This window comes from Bacillus sp. WMMC1349 (assembly GCF_013155385.1).
Taxonomy (GTDB): domain Bacteria; phylum Bacillota; class Bacilli; order Bacillales; family Bacillaceae; genus Bacillus.
The window spans coordinates 850,001-873,207 of the sequence record NZ_JABJUQ010000007.1; the positions used below are offsets into that span (position 1 = coordinate 850,001).

General features: G+C 35.6%; 15 protein-coding genes, 8 tRNA genes and 7 pseudogenes. 27 read left to right on the plus strand and 3 right to left on the minus strand.

Annotated features, from left to right (window positions below; translation table 11 throughout):
• Nucleotides 1-8: 8 nt before the first annotated feature.
• From HOO54_RS06715 to HOO54_RS06750, 8 genes are all read left to right on the plus strand, one after another.
• Nucleotides 9-93 (plus strand) — tRNA-Tyr (locus HOO54_RS06715).
• An 8-nt stretch (nucleotides 94-101) separates the two neighbouring features.
• Nucleotides 102-175: transfer RNA gene (locus HOO54_RS06720), tRNA-Trp, on the plus strand.
• A 21-nt stretch (nucleotides 176-196) separates the two neighbouring features.
• A tRNA-His gene (locus HOO54_RS06725) sits at nucleotides 197-269 on the plus strand.
• Nucleotides 270-286: 17 nt separating this feature from the next.
• Nucleotides 287-358, plus strand: a tRNA-Gln gene (locus HOO54_RS06730).
• A 9-nt stretch (nucleotides 359-367) separates the two neighbouring features.
• Nucleotides 368-442, plus strand: a tRNA-Gly gene (locus tag HOO54_RS06735).
• Nucleotides 443-455: 13 nt separating this feature from the next.
• Nucleotides 456-526, plus strand: a tRNA-Cys gene (locus HOO54_RS06740).
• Between the two features lie 10 nt (nucleotides 527-536).
• Nucleotides 537-625 (plus strand) — tRNA-Leu (locus HOO54_RS06745).
• Nucleotides 626-637: 12 nt separating this feature from the next.
• Nucleotides 638-719: transfer RNA gene (locus HOO54_RS06750), tRNA-Leu, on the plus strand.
• 542 nt (nucleotides 720-1,261) lie between these two features.
• On the opposite strand, the gene HOO54_RS06755 is transcribed toward HOO54_RS06750, so the two are convergent.
• A protein-coding gene (locus tag HOO54_RS06755) for an IS3 family transposase (RefSeq protein WP_172293613.1) occupies nucleotides 1,262-2,412 on the minus strand; the annotation gives its coding sequence in 2 pieces (ribosomal slippage) (nucleotides 1,262-2,151 and nucleotides 2,151-2,412; 1,152 coding nt in all).
• A 391-nt stretch (nucleotides 2,413-2,803) separates the two neighbouring features.
• Between HOO54_RS06755 and HOO54_RS06760 the strand changes: the two genes are divergently transcribed.
• The 16 genes and pseudogenes from HOO54_RS06760 to HOO54_RS06825 all read left to right on the plus strand — a co-directional run bounded on the left by HOO54_RS06760 (nucleotide 2,804) and on the right by HOO54_RS06825 (nucleotide 17,799).
• Nucleotides 2,804-2,998 carry a hypothetical protein gene (locus HOO54_RS06760; protein ID WP_172293615.1) on the plus strand — a complete coding sequence of 65 codons (195 nt, stop codon included), beginning with the start codon at nucleotides 2,804-2,806 and terminating at the stop codon, nucleotides 2,996-2,998.
• A complete protein-coding gene (gene tnpB, locus HOO54_RS06765) occupies nucleotides 2,995-3,348 on the plus strand; it encodes an IS66 family insertion sequence element accessory protein TnpB (protein ID WP_172293617.1) in 354 nt (117 codons plus the stop codon). Before HOO54_RS06760 ends, tnpB begins: the two co-directional genes overlap by 4 nt.
• Nucleotides 3,349-3,390: 42 nt before the next feature.
• A pseudogene (locus tag HOO54_RS24170) lies at nucleotides 3,391-4,395 on the plus strand (IS66 family transposase); the annotation flags it as partial.
• 1 nt (nucleotide 4,396) lies between these two features.
• Nucleotides 4,397-4,498: pseudogene (locus tag HOO54_RS25345) on the plus strand (ATP-binding protein); the annotation flags it as partial.
• Nucleotides 4,499-4,537: 39 nt separating this feature from the next.
• A pseudogene (locus HOO54_RS06775) lies at nucleotides 4,538-5,038 on the plus strand (IS66 family transposase); the annotation flags it as partial.
• Between the two features lie 413 nt (nucleotides 5,039-5,451).
• Entirely contained in the window at nucleotides 5,452-5,934 is a 483-nt protein-coding gene (locus tag HOO54_RS06780) for a hypothetical protein (protein ID WP_216664727.1), read from the plus strand.
• Entirely contained in the window at nucleotides 5,921-6,127 is a 207-nt protein-coding gene (locus HOO54_RS23840) for a hypothetical protein (RefSeq protein WP_216664728.1), read from the plus strand. Before HOO54_RS06780 ends, HOO54_RS23840 begins: the two co-directional genes overlap by 14 nt.
• Nucleotides 6,128-6,341: 214 nt before the next feature.
• A pseudogene (locus tag HOO54_RS06785) lies at nucleotides 6,342-6,476 on the plus strand (IS3 family transposase); the annotation flags it as partial.
• 393 nt (nucleotides 6,477-6,869) lie between these two features.
• A pseudogene (locus HOO54_RS06790) lies at nucleotides 6,870-7,605 on the plus strand (N-6 DNA methylase); the annotation flags it as partial.
• 446 nt (nucleotides 7,606-8,051) lie between these two features.
• Entirely contained in the window at nucleotides 8,052-8,192 is a 141-nt protein-coding gene (locus tag HOO54_RS06795; protein ID WP_172293621.1) for a hypothetical protein, read from the plus strand.
• Nucleotides 8,193-8,259: 67 nt separating this feature from the next.
• Nucleotides 8,260-9,024, plus strand: coding sequence for a protein NO VEIN domain-containing protein (locus tag HOO54_RS06800; protein WP_172293623.1), 765 nt, complete (start codon nucleotides 8,260-8,262; stop codon nucleotides 9,022-9,024).
• Nucleotides 9,025-9,151: 127 nt separating this feature from the next.
• Nucleotides 9,152-10,325 (plus strand): annotated as a pseudogene (locus HOO54_RS06805) (IS110 family RNA-guided transposase); the annotation flags it as partial.
• Between the two features lie 413 nt (nucleotides 10,326-10,738).
• Nucleotides 10,739-12,223 carry an ATP-binding protein gene (locus HOO54_RS06810; RefSeq protein WP_172293625.1) on the plus strand — a complete coding sequence of 495 codons (1,485 nt, stop codon included), beginning with the start codon at nucleotides 10,739-10,741 and terminating at the stop codon, nucleotides 12,221-12,223.
• Nucleotides 12,216-15,026 (plus strand): Z1 domain-containing protein, encoded by a 2,811-nt coding sequence (locus HOO54_RS06815; RefSeq protein ID WP_172293627.1) that lies wholly within the window; start codon nucleotides 12,216-12,218, stop codon nucleotides 15,024-15,026. Before HOO54_RS06810 ends, HOO54_RS06815 begins: the two co-directional genes overlap by 8 nt.
• On the plus strand, nucleotides 15,008-16,036 hold the full coding sequence (locus HOO54_RS06820; protein WP_172293629.1) for a PD-(D/E)XK motif protein: 1,029 nt from the start codon (nucleotides 15,008-15,010) through the stop codon (nucleotides 16,034-16,036). Before HOO54_RS06815 ends, HOO54_RS06820 begins: the two co-directional genes overlap by 19 nt.
• Nucleotides 16,033-17,799, plus strand: a complete 1,767-nt coding sequence (locus HOO54_RS06825; protein WP_172293631.1) for an AIPR family protein — start codon at nucleotides 16,033-16,035, stop codon at nucleotides 17,797-17,799. Before HOO54_RS06820 ends, HOO54_RS06825 begins: the two co-directional genes overlap by 4 nt.
• Nucleotide 17,800: 1 nt before the next feature.
• Here HOO54_RS06825 and HOO54_RS06830 read toward each other — a convergent pair whose 3' ends face one another.
• Entirely contained in the window at nucleotides 17,801-19,447 is a 1,647-nt protein-coding gene (locus HOO54_RS06830) for a DNA cytosine methyltransferase (RefSeq protein ID WP_172293633.1), read from the minus strand.
• 228 nt (nucleotides 19,448-19,675) lie between these two features.
• Nucleotides 19,676-20,044 (minus strand): annotated as a pseudogene (locus tag HOO54_RS06835) (transposase); the annotation flags it as partial.
• 130 nt (nucleotides 20,045-20,174) lie between these two features.
• Between HOO54_RS06835 and HOO54_RS06840 the strand changes: the two are divergent.
• From HOO54_RS06840 to HOO54_RS06850, 3 genes are all read left to right on the plus strand, one after another.
• Nucleotides 20,175-20,786, plus strand: coding sequence for a TetR/AcrR family transcriptional regulator (locus tag HOO54_RS06840; protein WP_172293637.1), 612 nt, complete (start codon nucleotides 20,175-20,177; stop codon nucleotides 20,784-20,786).
• On the plus strand, nucleotides 20,783-21,451 hold the full coding sequence (locus tag HOO54_RS06845) for a YqeB family protein (protein WP_172293639.1): 669 nt from the start codon (nucleotides 20,783-20,785) through the stop codon (nucleotides 21,449-21,451). The genes HOO54_RS06840 and HOO54_RS06845 overlap by 4 nt, the downstream gene beginning before the upstream one ends.
• 573 nt (nucleotides 21,452-22,024) lie before the next feature.
• Nucleotides 22,025-23,050 (plus strand): alpha/beta hydrolase family protein, encoded by a 1,026-nt coding sequence (locus HOO54_RS06850; protein WP_172293641.1) that lies wholly within the window; start codon nucleotides 22,025-22,027, stop codon nucleotides 23,048-23,050.
• Nucleotides 23,051-23,207 lie beyond the last annotated feature (157 nt).

Consider the following 23,207-nt stretch of genomic DNA (forward strand, 5'->3'; position numbering starts at 1 on the left):
CTGTTTTTGGAGGGGTAGCGAAGTGGCTAAACGCGGCGGACTGTAAATCCGCTCCCTCAGGGTTCGGCGGTTCGAATCCGTCCCCCTCCACCATTTATATTAGGGGCATAGTTTAACGGTAGAACAGAGGTCTCCAAAACCTCCGGTGTGGGTTCGATTCCTACTGCCCCTGCCAATTAGTATATTAGAATGTATGGCGGTTGTGGCGAAGTGGTTAACGCACCAGATTGTGGCTCTGGCACTCGTGGGTTCGATTCCCATCAATCGCCCTTTTATGAGATTATATTGGGCTATAGCCAAGCGGTAAGGCAACGGACTTTGACTCCGTCATGCGTTGGTTCGAATCCAGCTAGCCCAGTTTTCAGTTGCGGAAGTAGTTCAGTGGTAGAACACCACCTTGCCAAGGTGGGGGTCGCGGGTTCGAATCCCGTCTTCCGCTCCAATTTCTTTAGAATGGCGGCATAGCCAAGTGGTAAGGCAGAGGTCTGCAAAACCTTTATCCCCGGTTCGAATCCGGGTGTCGCCTTTTAGCCCTTGCCGGGGTGGTGGAATTGGCAGACACACAGGACTTAAAATCCTGCGGTAGGTGACTACCGTGCCGGTTCAAGTCCGGCCCTCGGCACCATAGCTCACACTTGCCGGTGTGGCGGAATTGGCAGACGCGCACGACTCAAAATCGTGTTCCTTCTGGAGTGTCGGTTCGACCCCGACCACCGGTATCGATAAAAGCTTGAAAAAGTCTTTAAGATCAAGGGTTCTCACAGTTGTGAGGGCTTTTTTTATTGCCATTTCGCACGATTTAAGTAGAAAAAATCGTGTGCTATGAGGTGAAGTAAAATGACCAGAAGAAAAAATGAGAAAAGTGAGAGGGAAAGTGTGAGATGGGAAGTTGAGAGTAACAGGTTATTATTATCGCTGAACAGAATTGTCTAATTGAAAAATAAATCACCTAAACAAAATAAACCTTTCCGATTCTGGGACTTTTTCATGCTCATCCTTTGTCTTTACTCTGTTTTCTCGTGTTTCTATTACGCAACATTCTTCGAAATTTTTATTTTAACTCAAACGTTGGAATGAGGGGTGGGTGCTTTGGGGGATGTTTGTACATAGTAGATATGGATCTATGTCAAGATATTGGACACTTAAAATATTAAATTTTCAAGGCTACCGCGCTTCGCTTGCTGTCCTCTTAATAGAAGGAACGGCATTCTCCCATTCCTTCTATTAAGAGGTAACTAAACTTCTACTCTATCAGTTGCATTCACTTTTGCGCATACTTTTTCTCATAAGCTATCGGTGATAAATAACCAATAGATGAATGAATACGTTTGTAGTTGTAAAAAGTCATGATATAGGCAAATATGCTTCTTTTTGCTTCTGCTCGTGTTTGATACTTCTGATGGAATATGAGCTCCTTCTTGATCACACTGTGAAAAGATTCAATACATACATTATCGTAACCGTTACCTTTTCTGCTCATACTTGTCGTAATCTTATAGTCTCGTAGAACTGCTTGATAGTCATACGCTGCGTATTGACTACCTCGATCGGAATGGTGAATAAGCCCTTTCTGTGGTGGCTGCTGGTTTATCGCCCGTTTCAAAGCTGTAATGGTCAATTCCTTCGTCATACGTCTACTCATTTCCCAACCGATGATTCTCCTTGAAAATAAGTCTATGATCGTAGCTAAATACAACCAACCTTCTCTTGTCCATACATAGGTTATATCACCAACCCAAACAGCTCCAGGCTTGTCTACGTGGAAGTTTTGCTTCAATACATTCGGATAAATAGGATAAGAATGCTTAGAATTTGTCGTCGCCTTGTACTTTTTCACCGTTTTAGACCGCAAGTCATTCTCGCTCATGATACGAGTAACAGTCTTTTGAGATACATCCCAACCCTCTTGTTTTAATTGTTCAGTGATTTTAGGGCTACCATACCTTCTCTTAGACTCCATATAAACACGCTTCACTTCGGCTGTTAGCTTTTCTCTACGCTTTTTCTGCTCGCTCTTATCTCGATTCCTCCAGTCATAATAACCACTTTTCCAAACACCTAATACTTCGCACATCTTCGCTACACGGAACTCGTGTCGGTGTTTTTCGATGAAGTCATAAATTACTTCTGGTTTTTTGCGAAGATGCCCATAGCCTTTTTTAAAATGGAAACTTCCTCTTCCAAGTCACGAATACGTTTATCTTTTTCATAATTAGCTTGATCCTTGGGATTAAGATTCCCACTTCCTACAAAGGCATCCTCCTGCTCTTCCTTATACTTATCCGCCCACTTATGCAAAGTTTGATAAACTAAATCTAGCTCTCGTGCAACTTCAGCTACCTTTCTTCCATCTTCCACAACCATCTTAACAGCATAAATTTTAAAGTCTTTATCGTATCTTTTTCCGTTCATTTTGGACACTCCTAGAAATTATTAGTTTCAGTATAAAAATCTCTATTCTCTGTGTCCAATTATTAGACTAACATCAGATATAATAAGATTTTCTTGAGTTTGCAATATTTGTGCAAAGAAACAGAAAATAGAGAAAAGAGGTAATAATTCTACAAATGCAATAATGTTATACTGAAAGAAGTAGTTGGAATTCTTTATAAGCAATACCTGTTTTTTATTACCCTACTTCTGTCTTGTAATATGGGTTGAGCTGACAGGATAGATAAAATGAATAAAAAGTAGTCTAAAACAATATTGTGTATTCGCAATGTAAATCCGTATTCAAACAACGCATATAAAAAGGCAACACCTCCTAGTATGATAAACTTATCAATTTAAGGAGGTGCTTTCTATGCCCCAACAAAAATTAACGATCGTCCCCGTAACTTTACACACCGAAAAAGAAAATACTTCTGTTACAAAGGTAGCAATACCTTCCTTAAATCCAACTTGCACGATTAAAACGTCAAACGCTGAAATTTCCTTCTTCAACGGTATAGATGAGCACATTATCCAAACAGTTATGAAGGAGTTGAAAAATCAATGAAACACGATTATACAAGTGTGAAAAACATTTATATTATTTGTGGTAAGACAGATATGAGAAAAGGAATTGATGGGCTGGCAACTTTGATTCAAGATTCCTTCGAACTTGATCCATACGGAGATTCCATTTTCCTATTTTCAGGGTGGAGTAAAGATCGATATAAGTGTTTGTATTTCGATGGTGATAGCTTCGCCATGCTTTATAAACGTTTGGATAACGGTAAATTACAATGGCCTAAAGATGAAAATGAGGTACGAAATCTATCACAGCAGGAGCTTCGCTGGCTCCTAGAAGGCCTATCCATTCAGCAACCAAAGGCCATTCAACAATCACCAAAAGGTGTATTTTAAATTGAAATTATGATCTTCATTTTGTCGTTCAAATGGTATACTATGGTTAACTTATTTGGACGAATCGTGGTGAAAAATGTGGCGAAGATTTCCTCTACAAATGAAAATCATAACGAGAAATTAATACAACTTCTCGAAGCACAATTAGAACATTTGAAGCAGCAAAATAAAGAACTATCGAAGAAGTTAGATCAATCATTGAAGCAGAACCATGCTTTAAACGAACAACTTCGTCAATTAACCAAGCTTTTATATGGACATAAAACGGAAAATCGAAATATAATGTTCCCGATGGACAAGGATCATTATTTGAGGATGATCCGTCTTTTAGTTGAGCACACAGAAGAACAAAGCCAACAGAAGATTTCTTATACTGTTGTTCGAAAAGTTCGCAAAAAAAGAAATGATTCATTGCACGATGGTATTGAAGTAGAAGCTATTCACCACCTTCTTGAAAATACAATCTGTGACTGTTGCCAAGGGCAAATGATTGAAATTGGCAGTACAATCGTACGTGAAGAAGCGGAATTTATTCCTGCAAAAATGAAGAAAATTCAACACGTTGAACATGCTTATGAATGCAAAAATTGTAAAACTGAATCATTTCAAAAAACTCAGATTAAACGTGGGAAAGCACCACATCCTCCTATTCAACGTAGTATGGCAAGTCCTAGCGTACTTGCCAAAGTAATTTATGATAAATTTTCACAATACGTACCACTTTACCGTCAAGTAAAGGAATGGGATCGTTATGGCTTGAGTACGAATGATAAGAACTTATCGAATTGGGTCATTCGTGCGTCACTGGATTGGCTTTTACCGATTTACGAACGAATGAAGCAGTTCATGATGGATAAATCAATTTTACATGTCGATGAAACGTATGGACAAATAATTAACCGATCCGATGGGAAATCTGGTCAAGCCAATGCTTATAATTGGGTATATCGAAGCGTACCTAGCCAAGGTCCAATAATAACTCTCTTTCAAAGTGCCTTATCACGAGCTCGATCTGTTCTTCAAGGTTTTATAGAAGGCTTTTCTGGATGATCGCATGATACATCGTGCAGAAATTATTCACTTAACTGGTGACAGTTATCGTATGAAACATAGATCTTCTATTTTCAAGCAAGAAAGTGTTCCAAATTAATGATCAAAAACTGTACCTTTTTACTTGACGGTCACAGCGAGTTATTGTGATGATTTATATCGACTCGAAAGGGAATTTAAACATTTGTCTCCGAGTAGGCGCAGAAAAAAACGTCAAAAATACTCTAAGCCAATTGTAGATAAATTCCTTGATTGGGTTGAAACATCACCATTCTACGGAAAAAATGCCCTGGCGAAAGCAGCCGAATACACATTGAACAGGGCAAATGGACTTAAAGCTTTCTTGAATGATGGACGCATTGAAATTGATAATAATCCAGCCGAAAATGCCATCCGTCCCAACGTTTTGGGTGGAAAAAACTGGTTATTTTCAGTTAGTGAAGCTGGAGCAAAAGCGAACGCCATTTGTTTAAGTATCGCAGAAACAGCCAAAAGTAACGGCGTAGATTTCTATGAATATATAAAGATTCTTTTGACCGATCTACCAAATCTAAACATCTATCAAAATCCTGAAATCATAGATCAATACATGCCCTGGTCAAAAATGGTTCAGGCAAAGTGTAGTAAACAAATGAAATAAGCCGTATATTTGATTGAAAAAATCAGAATATACGGCTATTTGTGATGCGTACCGTAAAGTTGCGCTTATTTTTTATAATTCGGGCTTACTTCGCAATAAAGCATCTAACACTTTAACAGTATCACTACCAAATCTATTTATATTTTTAGGAGTTTTTGTTATCTTTGAACAAGAAGGAATACAAGAACAATAGATGCAATGTTGAGTAACAAAAAATACATAGGTATCGTTCGACTCTCCAGTTTGTGTGAAATGGCCAATACGTGTCTGAAATTAATCATCGAGCTATTGATGGAACATTTAAAGATACACAAATAGAAAAGTCCCATCGTAGTAATATTGTAAAGGATGAGAATGGTATTAGTAGAAAAAAAGAAATATACTTTTAAAAAATAGGTAGGTAGGAGGAAAGTATGAAAGAAACTAAAGAAAATAGAAATCAAAATAACTTTAATGGAACGACAAATTTTAATGGTCCAACACAAGTCGCCGCAGGAGATATAATTAACAATATCTCAGGTGATTCTCATCATGAAGCAAAATATACACCTGAACCATTATGGAGAAGTCCATTTACTTTGGCTGTTTTATCTTGGATTAGTGTGGCTATTGGGATACTTGGAATGTTTCCTATTAGCAAAATCGTAAAAAATGCATTAAGCCTCTTCAGTGGGTCTTTGCAGGTAAAATCAGCTTTTGAGATTCAAAACTATTTAATAATATTTGCGATATTAACTCTTTTATTTATTTTGTTGTTTAGCCTTAGGAGGATTACGAAGAATCAAACTAGACATCCCCTATTATTTAATTATGCAATAAGTGGGTATGGTGGAAGATTGATTTTAGAAAAGATACGTATTGGTAAATGCCCGTGGAGGAAGGATGAAATATTATAATAAACCTGTGAAATGGGTGGATAAATACTACAGTGATGGTAAAATTAAGCGTGAAGTTACAAGGAGAACTCCTGCATTAGAGTGCAAACGAAACGTGGAGCATTGGTATGAAATCGATCCTGCTGAAGATAAAATAAATTTTATTAATATCATTAAAATTCAGTATATTAGATTAATCATGCAAATAGCATAATCTTAATCAAATATTTCGACTTGGTAAGATTGTTATCAAATCTATACAATAGATACAGGAATTTTTATGTTTTTGTGTAAAATAGGGAGCGTAAACTAAACTGTGTAAGTAAGAATGCGTACGGTTCTTATTCACACAGTTTTTATTTTGATAGAATGATACATATAAAGCTAAAGGAGTGTTTTCAATGGGGAAATTGAAAAGAGATCCTAATTTTGAGAGCTTAGAAGAGTTACAGAGAGAATTTACAGACTACGTGCATTGGTTCAACCACCTACGCATTCATGGGACTTTAGATGATTTAAGTCCAGTGGAATACAAACTTATACACCTTAAGAAAACTGTCTAGTTTAGTGTTGACAATCCAAGGCTTAATAGGATCTAAAAAGAATACTTCGGAAGTCATTTTATTCTTTTTCCTTAATTTTTAAAAAATTAAATAAACAAAAATTATAACTAGTATTCCTCTTTTTAACTTAGTCATTATGATTGTATTAACCTATCTAGTTCCAAACTATAGAGTGTTCGGGAAAAAAGGATTTTGCTATGTAAAATTCAAGTATGAAGGTAATATGGTATAATAAAGTAAAACAACTCATGGAAAAGCTTATATTACCAGTGCTAGAGAAATTATTTTCTCGAAGAATGTACTCCTGTACTATTAATGCTGGATTTACGCTTCGAAGTATTTGGAAATATCGAATGAGAGACAAGTTTTATTCTTTTTTAAAAGCTAACACATGCTTCAGAATACAAAGATTACTTGTTAGGATTAATCTTTTATAAGTACTTATCTGATAATGTCTTAGTCAAAGTATTAGAAGAGGCAGATGAATCGGCTAGAGGAATACGACACACAAGAAAAACAAACTCAATTATATACGGAATTAATGACAAATGTAGATGTTAAGGATGACTTGATTGAAACATTAATTAATACATTAGGCTTATCATTTTGAACCAGATTAATTATTCAACGTATTAACTAAACAAGCAAAAAAAAACACGTTTCAGTTGAATGACTTGAATAAAGCATTTATCGACTTTTCTACGAAACATGATCAATTCAGAGGGGTGTTTAATGATGTAGATTTAAAATCAAACAAATTGGGTTCGGATGACCAAGAACGGAATATTACGATTACAGAAGTATTAAAGAAATTAAACGATGTTGATGTGATAGGTCACGATGGCGATGTAATTGGAAATGATTATGAGTTTCTAATTTGGTCAATTTGAGTCAGAAGCCGGTAAGAAAGCTGGTGAATTCTATACGCCTCATCAAGTATCAGTCATGATCCATGATCGCTCGTATTGCTGCAATGGGACAAGAGGACAAAAAATTGTTTAGTGTTTATGACCCTACAATGGGAACGTGTTCATAAATGTTGAATATTCAAAACTACATTAACCACCCAGAAAGTGTAAAATGTCATTATCTGGAATTAAACACAACCACTTATAACCTAGCGAAGATGAAGCAGTAAGACTTCTAGCGGAGGACTTTAATACTGCAAAGTGTAAGTGATTATGATCATATCGAAAGAGGATAGGGTGGTGCTAGGCAACTAGAATAGGAAAAGTAACAATCCTTATCTTACTCAAAAATATCAATACTTTAGTTCAACTAGGGAACTGGCAGAAACGATTTTTGGTAATAGAAAAATGCCTTAGCCTGAGTTTCTAGTCAAGATATCTGAGATAACTAAAGCAAGTGTTACTTTTTATCCGGTTAAATCTGAAATAGTATCGGTTATTCCCCGTTTTAAGTCTATTTCTTAATTTTTAAGGAATTTATATTTACCAAGTAGGGTGTAATTAGGAATAAATATAGATAAGGAAGAATTTATAATGCTTCTTCTTTTATTGATATGGTATTATTGAACTGCAATTGGACCGTAATATCTTCTCAGGAGAGTTTGGAATGTCAAAAGGAATTATAGGTAATAAACAAACGGGTTTAGTGGGTGATGTGTTAAAGAACAGCATTTCTAAAGGAAGTAAAAACAAAGAGATAGGGCAAAGGTGGATGGATACAAACTTAATTCTACAGGACATTGTTTGATGTATTAGAGAATTTATTCCTTTTTAGGAGACTTAGATAAAAAAATTAATATAACTGGAGAGGTTGTATGGTGGAGTTAACTAATAGGCGAAAAGCACTTATTGTTGCGTACTATTTATCTAAATATGATAAAAAAGCATTGCGATCTTTACAATATGAAACATTTCGTGCTGCGTTTCATGACATAGGGACTAAACTTGGGATAAAGCCTAATACTATTAAAAATAGAAGAGATGATTACGATTCAATTCATGATAATGGCAGGAATGGATGGTATCAAAAAGAACTGTCAAAACGTAGTTTAGAGATAGTTCAAACATTTGAAGGTGTTAGTGAAGATGCGTTAAAAGAAATAGTGGAGGATATATTAAATGGAAATGCTGAGAACGAAGATATACTAGATATTTTCAAGGAAGATAGTGAGGGAGATTTATCTGTAACATATAATCATAGAGGTGTAACAGGAAAAAAAGCAGAACAAATTTTTATGGATTATTTTAACGATGGATTTCTGAGTGACTTTAAGGGTGATTTAATTGACACAAGGGATGAAGGATGTGGATATGATTTTAAGCTTGCTCGAGATGCAAATATTGTATTTGAAGTTAAGGGATTGTCTGATGCAACAGGAGGAATCAGCTTCACAGATAAAGAATGGAAGGTTGCAAAACAATTAAGAAAAAATTATAACTTAATAATAGTTAGCGAAGTATTTGTAAGCCCAAAAGTTAGATTAGTAGTAGACCCATATGAAAAGATTAATCCTAGAAAAAACATAACTAAAGTTGTTTCTGTGAATTGGATCTTTCAAAGTAAAGATTTGGAGCAATGAATTCAAAAAAATCCCATCTTACATTTCGAGGATAGGACATTCCTGTTAGAAGGATTTTCGGGGACTTGAACAAAAAAGAGTCCTCTTGGTATGATACGGGGTGTCAAATCTCGAGAATTGAACCCTAATTTGTAACCAAGGAGGATTCCAAAATGGAAAACAGAAAATAAATCAAGTCACTGAAAAAACACTTGTAGTCGGAATCAATATTGCCAAACGGACACACTATGCTTGTTTTGTAGATGACCGTGGGAGTGTGCTCCAAAAATCATTCTCTGTTTCTCAAGTTGAAAACGGATTCGAACTTTTCTATTAACGTGTTCTGGCAGCCATGAAAGAAAATGAAAAAACAGAAATCATTGTCGGGATTGAACCTACGGGACATGACCGGCTCAATTTGGCCTACTTCCTTGAGGAACGGGCATCCCCTTTGTTATGGCTAATCCTATGCATGTTAATCGTTCAAAAGAGTTGGACGATAATCTGCCGACTAAACATGACCGTAAAGATGCATTAGTAAATGCTCGTCTCATAAAAGATGGCACGTATCTTGAAAGGTATGGAGGCTGAACTTCGAGTTGGATCATCGTTTAGAGGTAAGTTAGTGGAGGAATTAGGCACTGTCAAAAATATGATCATTCGCTGGTTAGATCGATATTTTCCTGAGTTTACTCAGGTGTTTCGGTCATTCGGAAAAATGGCTTTGACAGTACTTGAATGCACTCCCTTTCCGAACGATCTTCACCAGAAACAAACCGATGAAGTCTTATCCCTTTATCGTAAGGTTGAGGGGCTCAAATCCCCACAAAGGTCAAAAGCAGTACGCCTGATAGAAGTGCTGCAAACTCTATCGGAGTAACAGAAGGACATAAGATGGTCCGTATGGAAATTGCCACACTTGTCCGTCGTTACCATCAACTCGAACAAGATATCGAAAGCATAACTGGACACTTAGTTGAGCTTGTAAAAACATCTGTAGAATATGAGTGGTTATCAACGGTTCCAGGACTGGGAGATACAACGATTGTGGATTTATTAGCTGAAATCGGAAGCTTTTCACACTACGAAGTTCCACGCCAACTCATTAAACCAGCGGGATTCACGTTGTGAGAAAATTCTCCCGGCTTGCATAAATGGCAAAAACGCATCTCCAAACGAGGAAGAAGGAAACTGCGTACCCTTCTGTTCCGAGTGATGATGCCAATACGCAAGAAGCAATCCATCGTGATTCTATGCGTAAACTATTCGGAATTAGCACTAAGCACAGGGCGTTTGACGCACAGCGAATGATGAGGGATATTCTATTCTCGCAGATGTTGCATAAGATCTATACTCCCTTAAATAGACCTAGACAACAGGATGACACGGAGAAAGCTAGCATTATTTTTTCCATTCGACCTTGAGTCCCTATAGGAGCTTCGCGCTAGCCTCTGCCTTATGACTAGACCGAACGAAGGAATGTAGGCACTTAGATGCCCAGAGATATGGGAGGGTACGTCATCATAAGTTACGCAGAGATCCATTGTGCATCGCATAAATTCCTAACACTACTTTCCGTATTTATCCAGTAGTGACCACGCAGTGTACCGAAGTATTGGATTTGTCTAACATATTATAAAATTATTGTTATAAATTGTGCCAAAAAAATTTTTTGACACCCCAACAATGGCTCAAAACGTTGGTAAGCCAACATTTATAGAGGGAGGGATAAAACTTGCATACTTTTGATAGTGAGATTGTAGTACCCGATGCTACTCCTTTAATTAATTCGTTACGAGCAATAGGATATAGTTTTGAAGCAGCAATCGCAGACATAGTTGATAATAGTATTGATGCTAATGCTTCTGTAATAAAAATAGACATGGTTTGGGATAGTGATAAGAGTTATGTTCGAATAGAAGATAATGGATTTGGTATGAGTGAAGCTGAGCTGGTACTTGCTATGAAGATTGGGTCAGCAAACCCTAATAATGAAAGAAAGCAAGGGATATTAGGTCGATTTGGCATGGGATTAAAGACAGCTTCTTTTTCATTAGGGAAACGCCTAACAGTTCAAACAAAAAAGAGTGAACAGTCCTTTACTCGTTGTTGGGATTTGGATTATATTGAGGACACGAATAGGTGGAATCTACTAAAAAGTCCATTTAATTCACAGTCTAGTGGGATATTACATTCTGTAGAAAATACATCAGGTACGGTGGTATTAATTGAAAATCTTGATAGAGTTGTCGAGGAACCGTATACACCCAAAAAAGTTCAAAAGTTTTTTAATAAAATTGATATGGTGAAAGATCACTTAGCTATGGTTTTTCATAGATTCTTAGAGGGGCCAAATAAAATTCAAATATATTTGAATGGTAATAAAATAGTACCATGGGACCCTTTCTCAAGCAAAGAAATTGCCACTCAGGAATTACCTCCTGAATCTGTATTGATTAAAGACGATATAGTTATGATACAACCTTACATCCTTCCACACCATACAAAATTAACTCAAACAGAATATGAAAAATCAGCAGGCCCTAAAGGGTGGTTGGAACAACAAGGTTTTTATATCTATAGAAATAAGAGATTATTAGTAGCTGGAAGCTGGTTACATCTCTTTTGTCGTGAAGAATCATATAAGTTGGCACGAATTAAATTAGATATAACAAATATGTCGGATTTCACTTGGCAGATTGATATAAAAAAATCAAACGCCAAACCCCCACAAGAATTAATAGGTATACTTAGAAAAATCGGTGAAAAGACAAGGAAAAAATCGCATGAGGTTTTTTACCAAAGAAGTGTCAATAAATCTCCTGAAAATAACATGATGAATGATTATATATGGGAGCAAGTTTCAACAAAAACTAATTCCTATTTTCGTTTAAATAAAAATAACAGCTATTTAAAAGACCTTTTTGAGTCTAATGAAGATTTTGTAGCACAATTAAAATTTTATTTATTTCATGTTGAGGAATACTGTCCTGCGAATCTAGTTTCATTTAACATAAATCAACCAACAGTAACAAGAGTAGAGGAAATAACTACTGAACAGAAAAATAAAATAAAAATACTAATTGATATCTTTAGAGAGAATAACTATAGTTTGGATGAAATTATTGAACAATTGGCTAACTACAATAGTTTTAGTTTTCATTCAAAGGAAGAATTAAAAAGTATCGTTTATGAGATAGTAGGAGGCCATTATGTATAATGATGCTAGGGATACAGCACTTAGAATCCTTGAAAAACTTAATATGGATGACATAAACCTCATTGATGAAATTGTTAAAGCTATCGATAGGGCTAGTGTTGTGTTTGAGTTATCAGAAGATGAGAAGATTCAATTAAAAAAGGATCTAATAAAAAGCCTCAATATAACAATGACACATAAGAGTATATTGTTAAATCACGATGATAGCGAACATATACCATGGCTACCAGCAAAGAAGCATTCGTTAAAATTTAAATACTGGAATAGGTATAAAAAGTACCTTTTGTCGGAAAAAAAGTGGTCACCTAATGTCGTGAACTCACTTGACGATACTAGTGAATCTATCATTGAACTTTTGGAAGATCCATCAGTGGAAGGCAGAAAATACGATAGAAGAGGACTAGTTGTTGGTTATGTACAATCTGGTAAAACAGCAAACTATACAGCTGTAATAAATAAAGCGTTTGATACTGGATTTAAATTAATTATTGTTCTTGCTGGTATGCATAACGATTTAAGATCACAAACGCAAATGAGATTGGACGAGGAAGTGCTAGGCTATGAAACTAGTAAGGATAAGCTAAAGGATGCATTAGAAAGCCAAATGAACGCTATTGGTGTAGGTAAGCTTTTTGGAGAGAACTTCTTTGAAGTGTTCTCGTTAACTACAAGGGATCAAAAAGGAGATTTTACTGCAAGCAAAACAAAAGTGAATATACAACCAAAGGTTCAACCACTTTTATTGGTTGTTAAAAAAAATGTAAGTGTATTAAAAAGTATTTTAAAGTATTTTAGAACAACAAGTCCCTTAGCTAGACTTAGTGATCCTAATGCTCCGTTTAAGACAGTACCTAACATACCGTTTCTTATGATAGACGATGAAGCGGACCAAGCTTCCGTAAATACTGTGGATATCTATGATGAGAATGGGGATTTGATACCTGACTATGACCCATCTAAGATTAATATGTATATTAGAGATATATATAATACCTTCGAACAAAGAGCATACGTTGGTTATACTGCGACTCCCTTTGCTAATATCTTTATTAACCAATATGGTTCAACCAATCAACATGGTGAGGACTTATTTCCTAAAGATTTTATTATTAACCTTCCGAAACCTTCGAATTATGTTGGCCCATCGGAATTTTTCTTATTGGATTCGGAGGATGAGGTATATTCTAAACCACCATTAATAAAAGAGATAGAGTATCATGAAGAATTTCTACCGTTTAAACATAAAAAAGACCATGAACCTTGTACTCTACCATACTCTTTAGTAGAAAGTATATATGCCTTTATAATTGCAACTACTATTAGAAAATTAAGAGGACAAATAAATGTTCATAACTCAATGTTGATCCATACAACTAGGTTTAAAGATGTTCAAAAGAGAGTAAAAGACTTAGTTGTAGAAGAAATGAGAGAAATAAAAAATGATGTTAAACATAGCAACAAATTAGGCCCGCATTATTTGGGAATGAAATCATTTTTTGATTCTGAATATAATACTAGAAAGTTAGCTGAATTAAGAGGTGAATTTCCTAATCATTTCGACGATAATTTAGAGTATAACATTACTTGGGAAATGGCGGAACAAGAGTTGAATGCAACTATTAACTCTATTAAAATAAAAGTAATTAACGGTAATAGTAAAGATTCACTAGAATATAACGATTACAAAGAAACTGGTTTAAATGTTATTGCAATTGGTGGAGACAAGTTATCAAGAGGTTTAACTCTAGAAGGACTGACTGTCAGTTATTATTTACGAGCTAGCAAAATGTACGATACCCTTATGCAGATGGGAAGATGGTTTGGGTATCGACAGAATTATTTAGATGTTTGTAGAATTTATACAACCGGAGAGATTATTTCTTGGTTCCAGCACATCGCATCCGCAACAGAGGAACTAAGAGGTCAATTAGATTATATGGCAGAGATAAAAGCAACGCCAAGTGAATTCTTACTAAAAATACTATCTCATCCAGATATGTATATTACAAGTACCTTAAAAATGCGTTCAGCTAAACAAATAAAAGTCGACTATAGCAATGAATTGATCCAGACAACTGTGTTTCCTATAGACAGTAGTGACTTTCATAAGAAAAATTTCGATGCAGTATCTAGGCTTGTATCAATAATTCAAGATAAGTATACAAAGAGGTTTAGCCCAGATTTAAGGGTGAATTCTGGGAAAAATAATCACTATTACTGGGAACGTGTAGGACTTGAACACATAGTAAATTTTTTAGAGGAATATCAGACCGTGTCATCTGCTTCTAGAGCAAACAGTAAAAGCTTGTCAAAATATATAGAAAAAAGAGCAGAGGAACAAGAACTTTTAAATTGGACGGTTGTTCTAATTAATGTTGGCGAAAATAAAACTGAGTTTGCTCATTTAAAACTAGGAGAAGGTATTAGACGTACAGGGATAGAAACGAAGGGCAGAATAGACTTTACATCTATAAAGACATTAACTTCTGCGGGTCATGAATTTTATGACTATAATGATGAGCAATACAAGGCTGCTCAAGAGATTCTTGATCTAGAAAAAGGTAAGAGAAACAAAAAGGCTGCTTCCAAAAAAGCAAGATCCATACGTAATCCAAAAAATGGTTTACTGATCCTGTACCCTTTACGTCATGAACCACTTGACAAGTACAAATATACTCAAGGGAATAAACCATTTGGTTTTGCAATTTCCTTCCCTGAAAGTAATAGTGAAAATACTGAGGTTGACTATGTTGTTAATAGTTCACTTGCAGAGGATGAAGAATATTGGAACGAATTGGATTAACATATAAAGAGATAGATAATAGTGTTACTTTTGGTGTTTTGCTAGAATCGCAGTTAAAAGCAAGACTCATAAAAGATCTTAGCTTTACTTCTATTTTCCTTGCAATAAATGCGGAACACAAGAGACTTTTTCTCTTGGGATTAACTAGAATAATGGAAAAAGATACAGTTGATAAGTTTCCAACTTGGAAGGGCATCAATATATATCAAAAGAAGATGTTTAATCCACTTACAAACAAGGAAGGTTGGTTCTTAGTTTTTGAACAGCAGGACTTGATTGCTAATGAAATTTTTGAATACCTTGTTGGGGATATATTAGAATTCATTATTGATTCTACGACCTTAAACCAGCTACAATCTAGATTAAAAAAAGTTTTATTTAAGTGGCAGGCATTTTTTTCTAAGAATAGTACAACTGGAATGTCAGAACAGCAACAACAAGGGCTGTTAGGTGAACTTACATTCATCTACCAAGCGTTAAAATCCACTAGTAGCCCAAGAAAAATAATATCATCTTGGTATGGTGCAGATAAGGAAAAAATTGATTTTCAGATAGGTAATGTTGGGATTGAAATAAAAACATCAAGTGCCGGGAGACCATATAGAGTAACAATTAGTGCTGAGGATCAATTAGAAACCTCCCAAGAAATAGATCTATATCTTTATTGTATTATGCTTGAACGGTCTAAAAGGTTAGGTGTTACTATATTAGATATAATTAAAGACATTAGGCTATTACTCAATGAATATCCTGATGTATTACTTGAATTTAATAATAAGTTATTTATTTGTGGAATTATTGAACCGAACTTAAATGAGGGAAAGTTAATAAAATTTATCGTCAAAGATACCTTTTATTTTACAGTTGAAGCCGAGTTTCCTAGAATCACAAAAAGCATACTACCTTTAGGTATCTTAAATGTTAAATATCAGCTCTCATTAGATAGTTGCAATTCATTTCAAGTTCAGGAAGAACAAGTTCTTTATAAGGTAAAGGAAGTCATTCAATGAAACTAGAAGATTTTATTGCTACATTTACTGAAGAGATAGATAGTCAATATGATAATGCTTCAAATTCAGAGCAGTTTTTTGTAGAAAAGTTGGGAGAATATCTTTCGGAAAATGGAATTATCACAGATATAGAGCTGAGTTTTGGTCAAAAATCTGGTCAAGGGTTAAAAGTTAATGCTTATTCTTTTAATGAGGAACAAGAAACTTTAAGTATTTTTATAGCAGAATATGATAGGTACAAATTTGGTAAAACCATTAGTAAGTCTAATGTTGAAAAAACTCTGAGAAGAGTTGTTAAGTATTACTCTAAATCTATATCAGGTATGAAAAATGATATGGAAGAAACAGCAGAAGATTACCCACTAGCTCAGTTTATTTTTGAGCAACATGGTAAATCAATTAGATCTGTTGAGTTCTTCTTGCTTACAAACTATTTATATAAGGCGAATGAGAGAATTATACTCCCAGAAATAAAAGGATTGAATGTAAGATATCATATTTGGGATATTGAAAGACTCTACCAGTTGATTAATGAAACTCAAGGCTTAGATAATATTGAAGTTAATTTTGAAATACAATTTGGCAAAACTTTTGAGCTACTAAAAGTTCCAAATAATGAAAATGATTATTTCGACTGTTATATGGGTTTTATACCGGCTGACTTGTTAGCGATGTCTTATGAAGTGTGGGGACAACGCCTTATTGAAAGAAATGTGCGGTCTTTCTTACAAGCAAGGGGAAATGTTAATAGAGGAATAAGAGACACTCTCAGGAAAAACAAGGAAATGTTTGTGGCCTACAATAACGGTATTTCAACCGTTGCAGAAGGTGCGATATTAGAAGTAGTATCAGAAGATTCTAACCTTTTTAAAGTTAAAGAATTTAAAGGATGGCAAATTGTTAATGGTGGTCAAACAACTGCTTCAGTTTTTCATGCACTAAAAGAAGGGATAGATTTATCAGATGTTTTTGTTCAAATAAAGTTGACAGTAGTGCAATCGGATATTGGAATGAATAACATGACAGCAAAGATTTCTGAATATGCAAATACACAAAATAAAATATCAATGTCAGACCTAAAAGCAAATCATCCTAGTTTGATAAGTCTAGAAGCTATTTCGAGAACTACGTGGATTCCGTCAAGTGATGGTACAAAATCTAACACCAAATGGTTTTTTGAGAGGGCAAGGGGACAATATTTAGTAGAAGTTAATAGACAAACTACATCAGCCAAAAAGAAAGCTTTTCAAAAAGAAAATCCTAAAAATAAGGTACTCAGTAAAACAAATGTTGCTAAATATTATATGTCGTGGAACCAATGTCCTCACATTGTAAGTAAGGGTGGAGAGACAAACTTTGGAGCTTTTATCAGTCTCTTAGATGAAAAGGGTATTAATGTAGATTCAGCATTCTTTAAAGAAACTGTGGCGAAGGGGATTCTATTTAATAAATGTGATAAGATAATCAAAGAATTAGATTTTCCCGGTTACAAAGCAAATGTAATAACGTATACTATCTCAATGTTATCTTACATTTATAAAGAGAAGTTGGATTTTTTAAAAATATGGGAACAACAAAGTATTAGTTTTGAGCTTCAAAATAACTTGAGACTCATTGCTTCATATACTTGGAACCATATTACAAACCCGCCTATAGCCGGGACTAATGTAACTCAATGGTGTAAGAGAAAAGAATGTTGGGAAAGATTTGTTGATGAGCAATACTCTGACATAGAGATACAAATAAAAGAAGCAGTTCATTAATTTAGTGAACTGCTTCTTTTTCTTTACTAAATAGCTGTACTAAAGATTGTTGTGGCTTATCATTAAGACTAGACAGTAACTGCTCGGCTACTGCTCTACCCAGTAGTGGTGGAACAGCATTTCCTATCTGTTGATATTGAGAGTCTTTTGTCCCGGTAAAAATATAGTCATCAGGGAAGGATTGCAATCTAGCGGCCTCTCTGATGCTAATTGCTCTATTTTTAATAGGATGTATCCACATTGATTTGCGAACATTTACAACGGTATTACAAACATCGCTATAATCTAATCTTTTATAGATTGTATTTTGAGTTCTTTTAGTATCAGCATAGGTTGATTTTAATGAATCATCCAAATTATGAAAATTTTGACCAGGGGTAAGACTTTCGAACCTTTTGAGAGCAGTTTTTGTTGATTCTGTAACAACATGATTAGATAGAAACTCAACATCTGCGTTTAGATATTTACTTAATGGATGGTCTAACCTTTTGGTCTTTTTAATTTGTGTATCATCTGATGCATTAAAACTAGGCTTGAGTTCTTCAAGATCCTCGATAGCATGTCCAATATTAAAAAAGTCTTTCTTAGATAAAATTGATGCAGGAAGTGAGGGTTGCGATTTCTTATGTCCAATAATAAAGTATCGATTTCTTTCTTGTGGAACACCAAAGTGAGCAGAATTCAATACATCATAAGCTAATAGATAACCTAGTGACTCAAAGGTTTTTAATAAATAATCGATAACGGTGAAAGTAAAACCTTTAACAAAAATCCCCTTTCCCTTCTTGGTGAATGTCGTAGAATACTCTATTTTTTTCTCAATAATTTCTTTAAATATTAAGGTTATGTTGTGTATTTCTATAATTTGTTTTGCTTGAGCTAATAAGGTTGAAGAAAAGTCTTCATTTTTTGTATCAGATTCAAGAGCTAGTTTAAAATGACATATAAGATCTCTGAGTTCTGCGTATTCGTAAGTATTAAAATGTTGATTCCAGTTTGTAATATAGCGATTAAAGAAGCTGAAGTTTTTATCAATAAAGCCTTTAACACTCTTGTGTTTATTAGCATATCTAACAAGAGATTTAAGTTTAGTAATCAAGCTAGTATCTGCAAACGAACTTAATATTTTTCTTTCATTGAATAAGTTCATTAGCTGTTCATTAAAGAAATCTGAGTTGCCAATAAAGAGATCTTCTTCTTTAATTTGAACACCAATTGAAGTTATTTCTTCTAGTTCACCATTGGTTACGAAGAATTTGTGTTTATCTGAACTAATAGTTTTCACATTTTCCATTACAAATGCAACTGGCTGGACTTCTTTTATTGCTCTTACAAATTCTTTAACTAAAAGGTTATTGTTCGAAAACAATTCGCTCTTCTGACGGTTTGCGTTCGAAAAACCTTGACATGGGGGACCGCCAATTATTAAGGAAACGCCTTTAAGTTTAGGATATTTTTTGTAATCCTTAAAATTTATAGTTTTAATATCTTGGGTATTAACTTCTATTTTATGGTTTTGAGTATATGTTTTAGCTGCATTTTCATTGATTTCTACAGCCAATACAGTTTCAAACCTACCAGTTTGGCTAAATCCAAGACTTAATCCTCCAGCTCCGGCAAATAAGTCTAAAACTTTATGTTTTTCCATCTACTCCACCTTCAAATTTAATAAATAATATATTATATAATTATAAATCAAATTTGTCTATTTGTGCAGCCACAAAATCTGTACTCCTAAATATATTTTTTGCAATATGAAGATACAAATATAAAAACAGAAATGAATGCTAAGTATGTGTATCTATATTGAGCTTTTTTGTTAATAAGGTATTAACTTTCGGTAAAATGGGCATAAAGATGGATTGCCAACACTAAACTAGACAGTTTTCTTAAGGTGTATAAGTTTGTATTCCACTGGACTTAAATCATCTAAAGTCCCATGAATGCGTAGGTGGTTGAACCAATGCACGTAGTCTGTAAATTCTCTCTGTAACTCTTCCAAGCTCTCAAAATGACGCTTCTTTACGAGCTCGGTTTTAATCATCTTGTATGCGGCTTCTGCTACAGCGTTATCATACGGACAGCCTTTCATACTTAGTGATCTCTTGATGTTAAACGTTTTTAGCGCTTCATCAATGACATGGTTTTTAAACTCTTTTCCTCTGTCAGTATGGAATAGTTGAATATGATGCTAGTTCCCCTTTATGGACGATAGGGCCCGATAAACGAGTAACGCATCTTTATTCTACTAACGGGATGCTTTAGTTTATCAAGCACTTGGTTTATTAAATGGATCTTCTACTGATCTGTGACTTGACAGATCACACAATTAAACGCTATTATCTAACTATCGTTAGGTAGAAAAAGGTGAGGAAATGAGTAAAAGTGAAGAAACACGACAAAAAATTCTTGAAACGACCACCTGGTTAATTGGGCATTATGGGATTGAAAAATCTTCCCTCTCTATGATTGCTAAGGCTGTAGGTATACAAAAGCCATCCATCTATTATTACTATGCTTCGAAAGAAGAGCTCGTAGATGCTGTATTCGTTTGGATTTTAGAGGGGTATAGTTTCGAAAAATACTTTCATGTTCAAGAGTATACGAAAGCGAATTTTATGGAGAAGTTGATGGGTGATGGCTTGCAATTACTGCTTGAAGAACCCGCAGATACGCAAATACTCGTTGTTCAGGTATTAAATGAGTTTCTTTTATATGGAAATCGAGAATCGTCACATAATAAAGAGTACAAGCTGAAACTTAAAGCCGTGCAGGAAGGGTTTATTGACGGCTTTATCCGATTGCTACAAAAAAGTGTGGAATTTGGTCTGACGGATTCCAGAGGCCTACGTGAGAAAGCATGTGTGTTGGCATTAACACTTGATAATTTATCGAACTATCCGATGTTTGGAATTCAGTTAGATGTTGCGGCTGTATGGAAGCAAACCATTGCAAGTGTATTTTGTACTAGAGGAGACTTTACATGAGGGATCACCATACATTATTGAATTTCTCTAAAACGGATAAAGTGATCTTGTGGTTTGGTTTCCCTCTTATCGGTTTAGTGGTTGGCTGGTTTTTTCCAGAGATCGCGAAATGGGGTAGTTCTTTGCCGTGGTTCCCTTTTGAAGGACCCTTGAAACTCATTGCATCCTACAATGGAATATGGGTAGGGGTTGTGACCATGATTCTTGGCTTGATTGCAGGATTTTTCGTGACACTTTTCTCTTTTCATGAAAGCTTGGAAACAGCGGTGTACGATGATAAAGTGATTTTGAAACTTAGAGATGATGAAATAATCTTCAAAAAAGAAGATATCTCCCTTGTATTTATGGATAAAAAACAATTGGTGCTATTAGGTCATGATGAGAAGGAATTATTTCGTTGCAAGCAGGAGCTAAATAAAAGCAGAGTAGGTACTGCCTTTATAAAACACAATTATAATTGGAGCGATATGGATTTATTTAAACAGGCATTTAAACTATGGGTTGTGGATGCTCCTGTCCTGTCCCCAGCTGCAAATGCTTTATTAAAAGCACGGAAAATAGCCATTGAACAAGGAAATGATGAAGAAGCGTTTCAATTGGCTCAGGAACTTTGGAAACTAAGAGTATCAGTGAAAGAAAAGGACAAAAGACAATATTATCGATAATTCCACTGATCAGTGAGTGGATCGAGGTAACCAAAGATTGTTCGTCGCCCTTCAGCATTCGTGAAGATGCTGTGACTTACAGAGCTTCATCAAAAAAGTGTTGCACGAACAGCAAGCCTTTGGTTCACAGCTTGACCACTATCACATCAAATGAGGGAAAGCGACCTATTTAATCCGTTGGATAGACATGGATTAAAGCATGAAGCTCATCGCCATATTGGTGGCCGACCAGACCAAAAGCATTTCGAATTTGTTCGAGTCGGTCAATCCATCATCTTTTTGATGGATCGGTTATGATTGCTTTATGTACTGAAGCAAAGGCGCCTCGCGATTTTCTTTACCGGAGGGCGATTCCTTTCCTTCCAGGGACTGATTTCAGGAGAAGGATAAGCTAGACATGATGGAGGCATTCTGCACCTATGCGACAGCGCAATCTTATGTGATAACAGGGTCTCTAATCCTTGTTGGAAAATCTTACTTTTCTCTATTCATCGAACATAAACTGGATGACGAGCTGAGGGTTAACCGTTGCGAATAAACTTATGAAATCTCACTTTTGGAGGACAACATACCATGAAGAAAATCCTCATCCCGCTTTTGATCCTGGCACTATTGGTAGTCGGTGCAGGTATTTATATAATGATGCAACATAACTTCAATATGGTTGAACAAGATGTAGAAATTCAGACCCCGCAAGGCAAATTGACTGGCACTTTTGTATTACCTCAAAACTATACGGGAAAATTAGGCCTCGTGTTATTTGTTCACGGTGACGGACCTGTTGACTCCACGTATGGGGATGGCTACAAACCCCTCTGGGAGAAGCTGGCTTCCATGGGCTATGCCTCTTTGTCTTTAAATAAACGAGGCATTAACGGTTCGGAAGGCAACTGGGAGCATCAAACCATGGACGATCGGGTGGAAGAAGCGAGACAGGCGATCGCATGGGCAAGACAGCAGCCGATGATTGATCCGAATCGGATTGGGGCTTGGGGCGCAAGCCAAGGCGGATGGGTGCTTCCGAAACTCGCCAAAGAAGAGTCAATTGCATTTAGTATACTGCTGGCACCCGCGATCAATTGGATTGAGCAAGGATTATACAATTCACGTGCCGAGATGAAGATGAAAGGATATTCCGAAGCGGAAATTCAAGCGAAAACGGACTACGATCTTGAAGTGAATCAACTTTTAAAACAACATGCTTCATATGAGGAATATTTAAAAATAGCTCGTAAAGACCGAGTGATGACAAAAGATAGATGGATATTTGCAAGCAAGAACTTTTTGTCAGATTCGACCGATGATTTGCCTAATTTCAAGACACCAGTACTTTTGATGCTGGGCGCGCATGATATTAATGTGAACTACAAAAACACGAAAGAAGTGTATCAAAAAATGGTCAAGCCAGAGTTGTTAACGGTGAAAGTTTTTCCGGATGCCGACCATGGCGCTATTCCCGTCGACATCGCGACTTCGGACTTCAAGTCGACATTGACGTTCCTATTTGCGCCTAGAAAAATTACCGTTCCCGCTTATCATGAGTCTATTGAGCAGTTCCTTGAAAAACTTCCGCAACACCAAGCGTCAGAGGGAAGGTGAGCACCATCAAAATCAGATCGGTATTTGATACGTTGGGAATCGCTCGGGGCGTAAGGGCGATAATTTTTTAAAAACATTATTTTTTAATACTAAAAATATGCATTTTCTAGTTTAGACTGATTCTACGTATGAGTCGTCTAGGTTTTGTTAACATAAG

Bases quoted from the DNA above. Each gene is read 5' to 3' on its own strand.
- HOO54_RS06830 (WP_172293633.1), bottom strand. From the start codon at position 19,447: ATGGAAAAACATAAAGTTTTAGACTTATTTGCCGGAGCTGGAGGATTA.
- HOO54_RS06840 (WP_172293637.1), top strand. From the start codon at position 20,175: ATGAGTAAAAGTGAAGAAACACGACAAAAAATTCTTGAAACGACCACC.
- HOO54_RS06825 (WP_172293631.1), top strand. From the start codon at position 16,033: ATGAAACTAGAAGATTTTATTGCTACATTTACTGAAGAGATAGATAGT.
- HOO54_RS06850 (WP_172293641.1), top strand. From the start codon at position 22,025: ATGAAGAAAATCCTCATCCCGCTTTTGATCCTGGCACTATTGGTAGTC.
- HOO54_RS06815 (WP_172293627.1), top strand. From the start codon at position 12,216: ATGTATAATGATGCTAGGGATACAGCACTTAGAATCCTTGAAAAACTT.
- HOO54_RS06795 (WP_172293621.1), top strand. From the start codon at position 8,052: ATGTCAAAAGGAATTATAGGTAATAAACAAACGGGTTTAGTGGGTGAT.
- HOO54_RS23840 (WP_216664728.1), top strand. From the start codon at position 5,921: ATGAAATATTATAATAAACCTGTGAAATGGGTGGATAAATACTACAGT.
- tnpB (WP_172293617.1), top strand. From the start codon at position 2,995: ATGAAACACGATTATACAAGTGTGAAAAACATTTATATTATTTGTGGT.
- HOO54_RS06800 (WP_172293623.1), top strand. From the start codon at position 8,260: ATGGTGGAGTTAACTAATAGGCGAAAAGCACTTATTGTTGCGTACTAT.
- HOO54_RS06845 (WP_172293639.1), top strand. From the start codon at position 20,783: ATGAGGGATCACCATACATTATTGAATTTCTCTAAAACGGATAAAGTG.
- HOO54_RS06760 (WP_172293615.1), top strand. From the start codon at position 2,804: ATGCCCCAACAAAAATTAACGATCGTCCCCGTAACTTTACACACCGAA.
- HOO54_RS06780 (WP_216664727.1), top strand. From the start codon at position 5,452: ATGAAAGAAACTAAAGAAAATAGAAATCAAAATAACTTTAATGGAACG.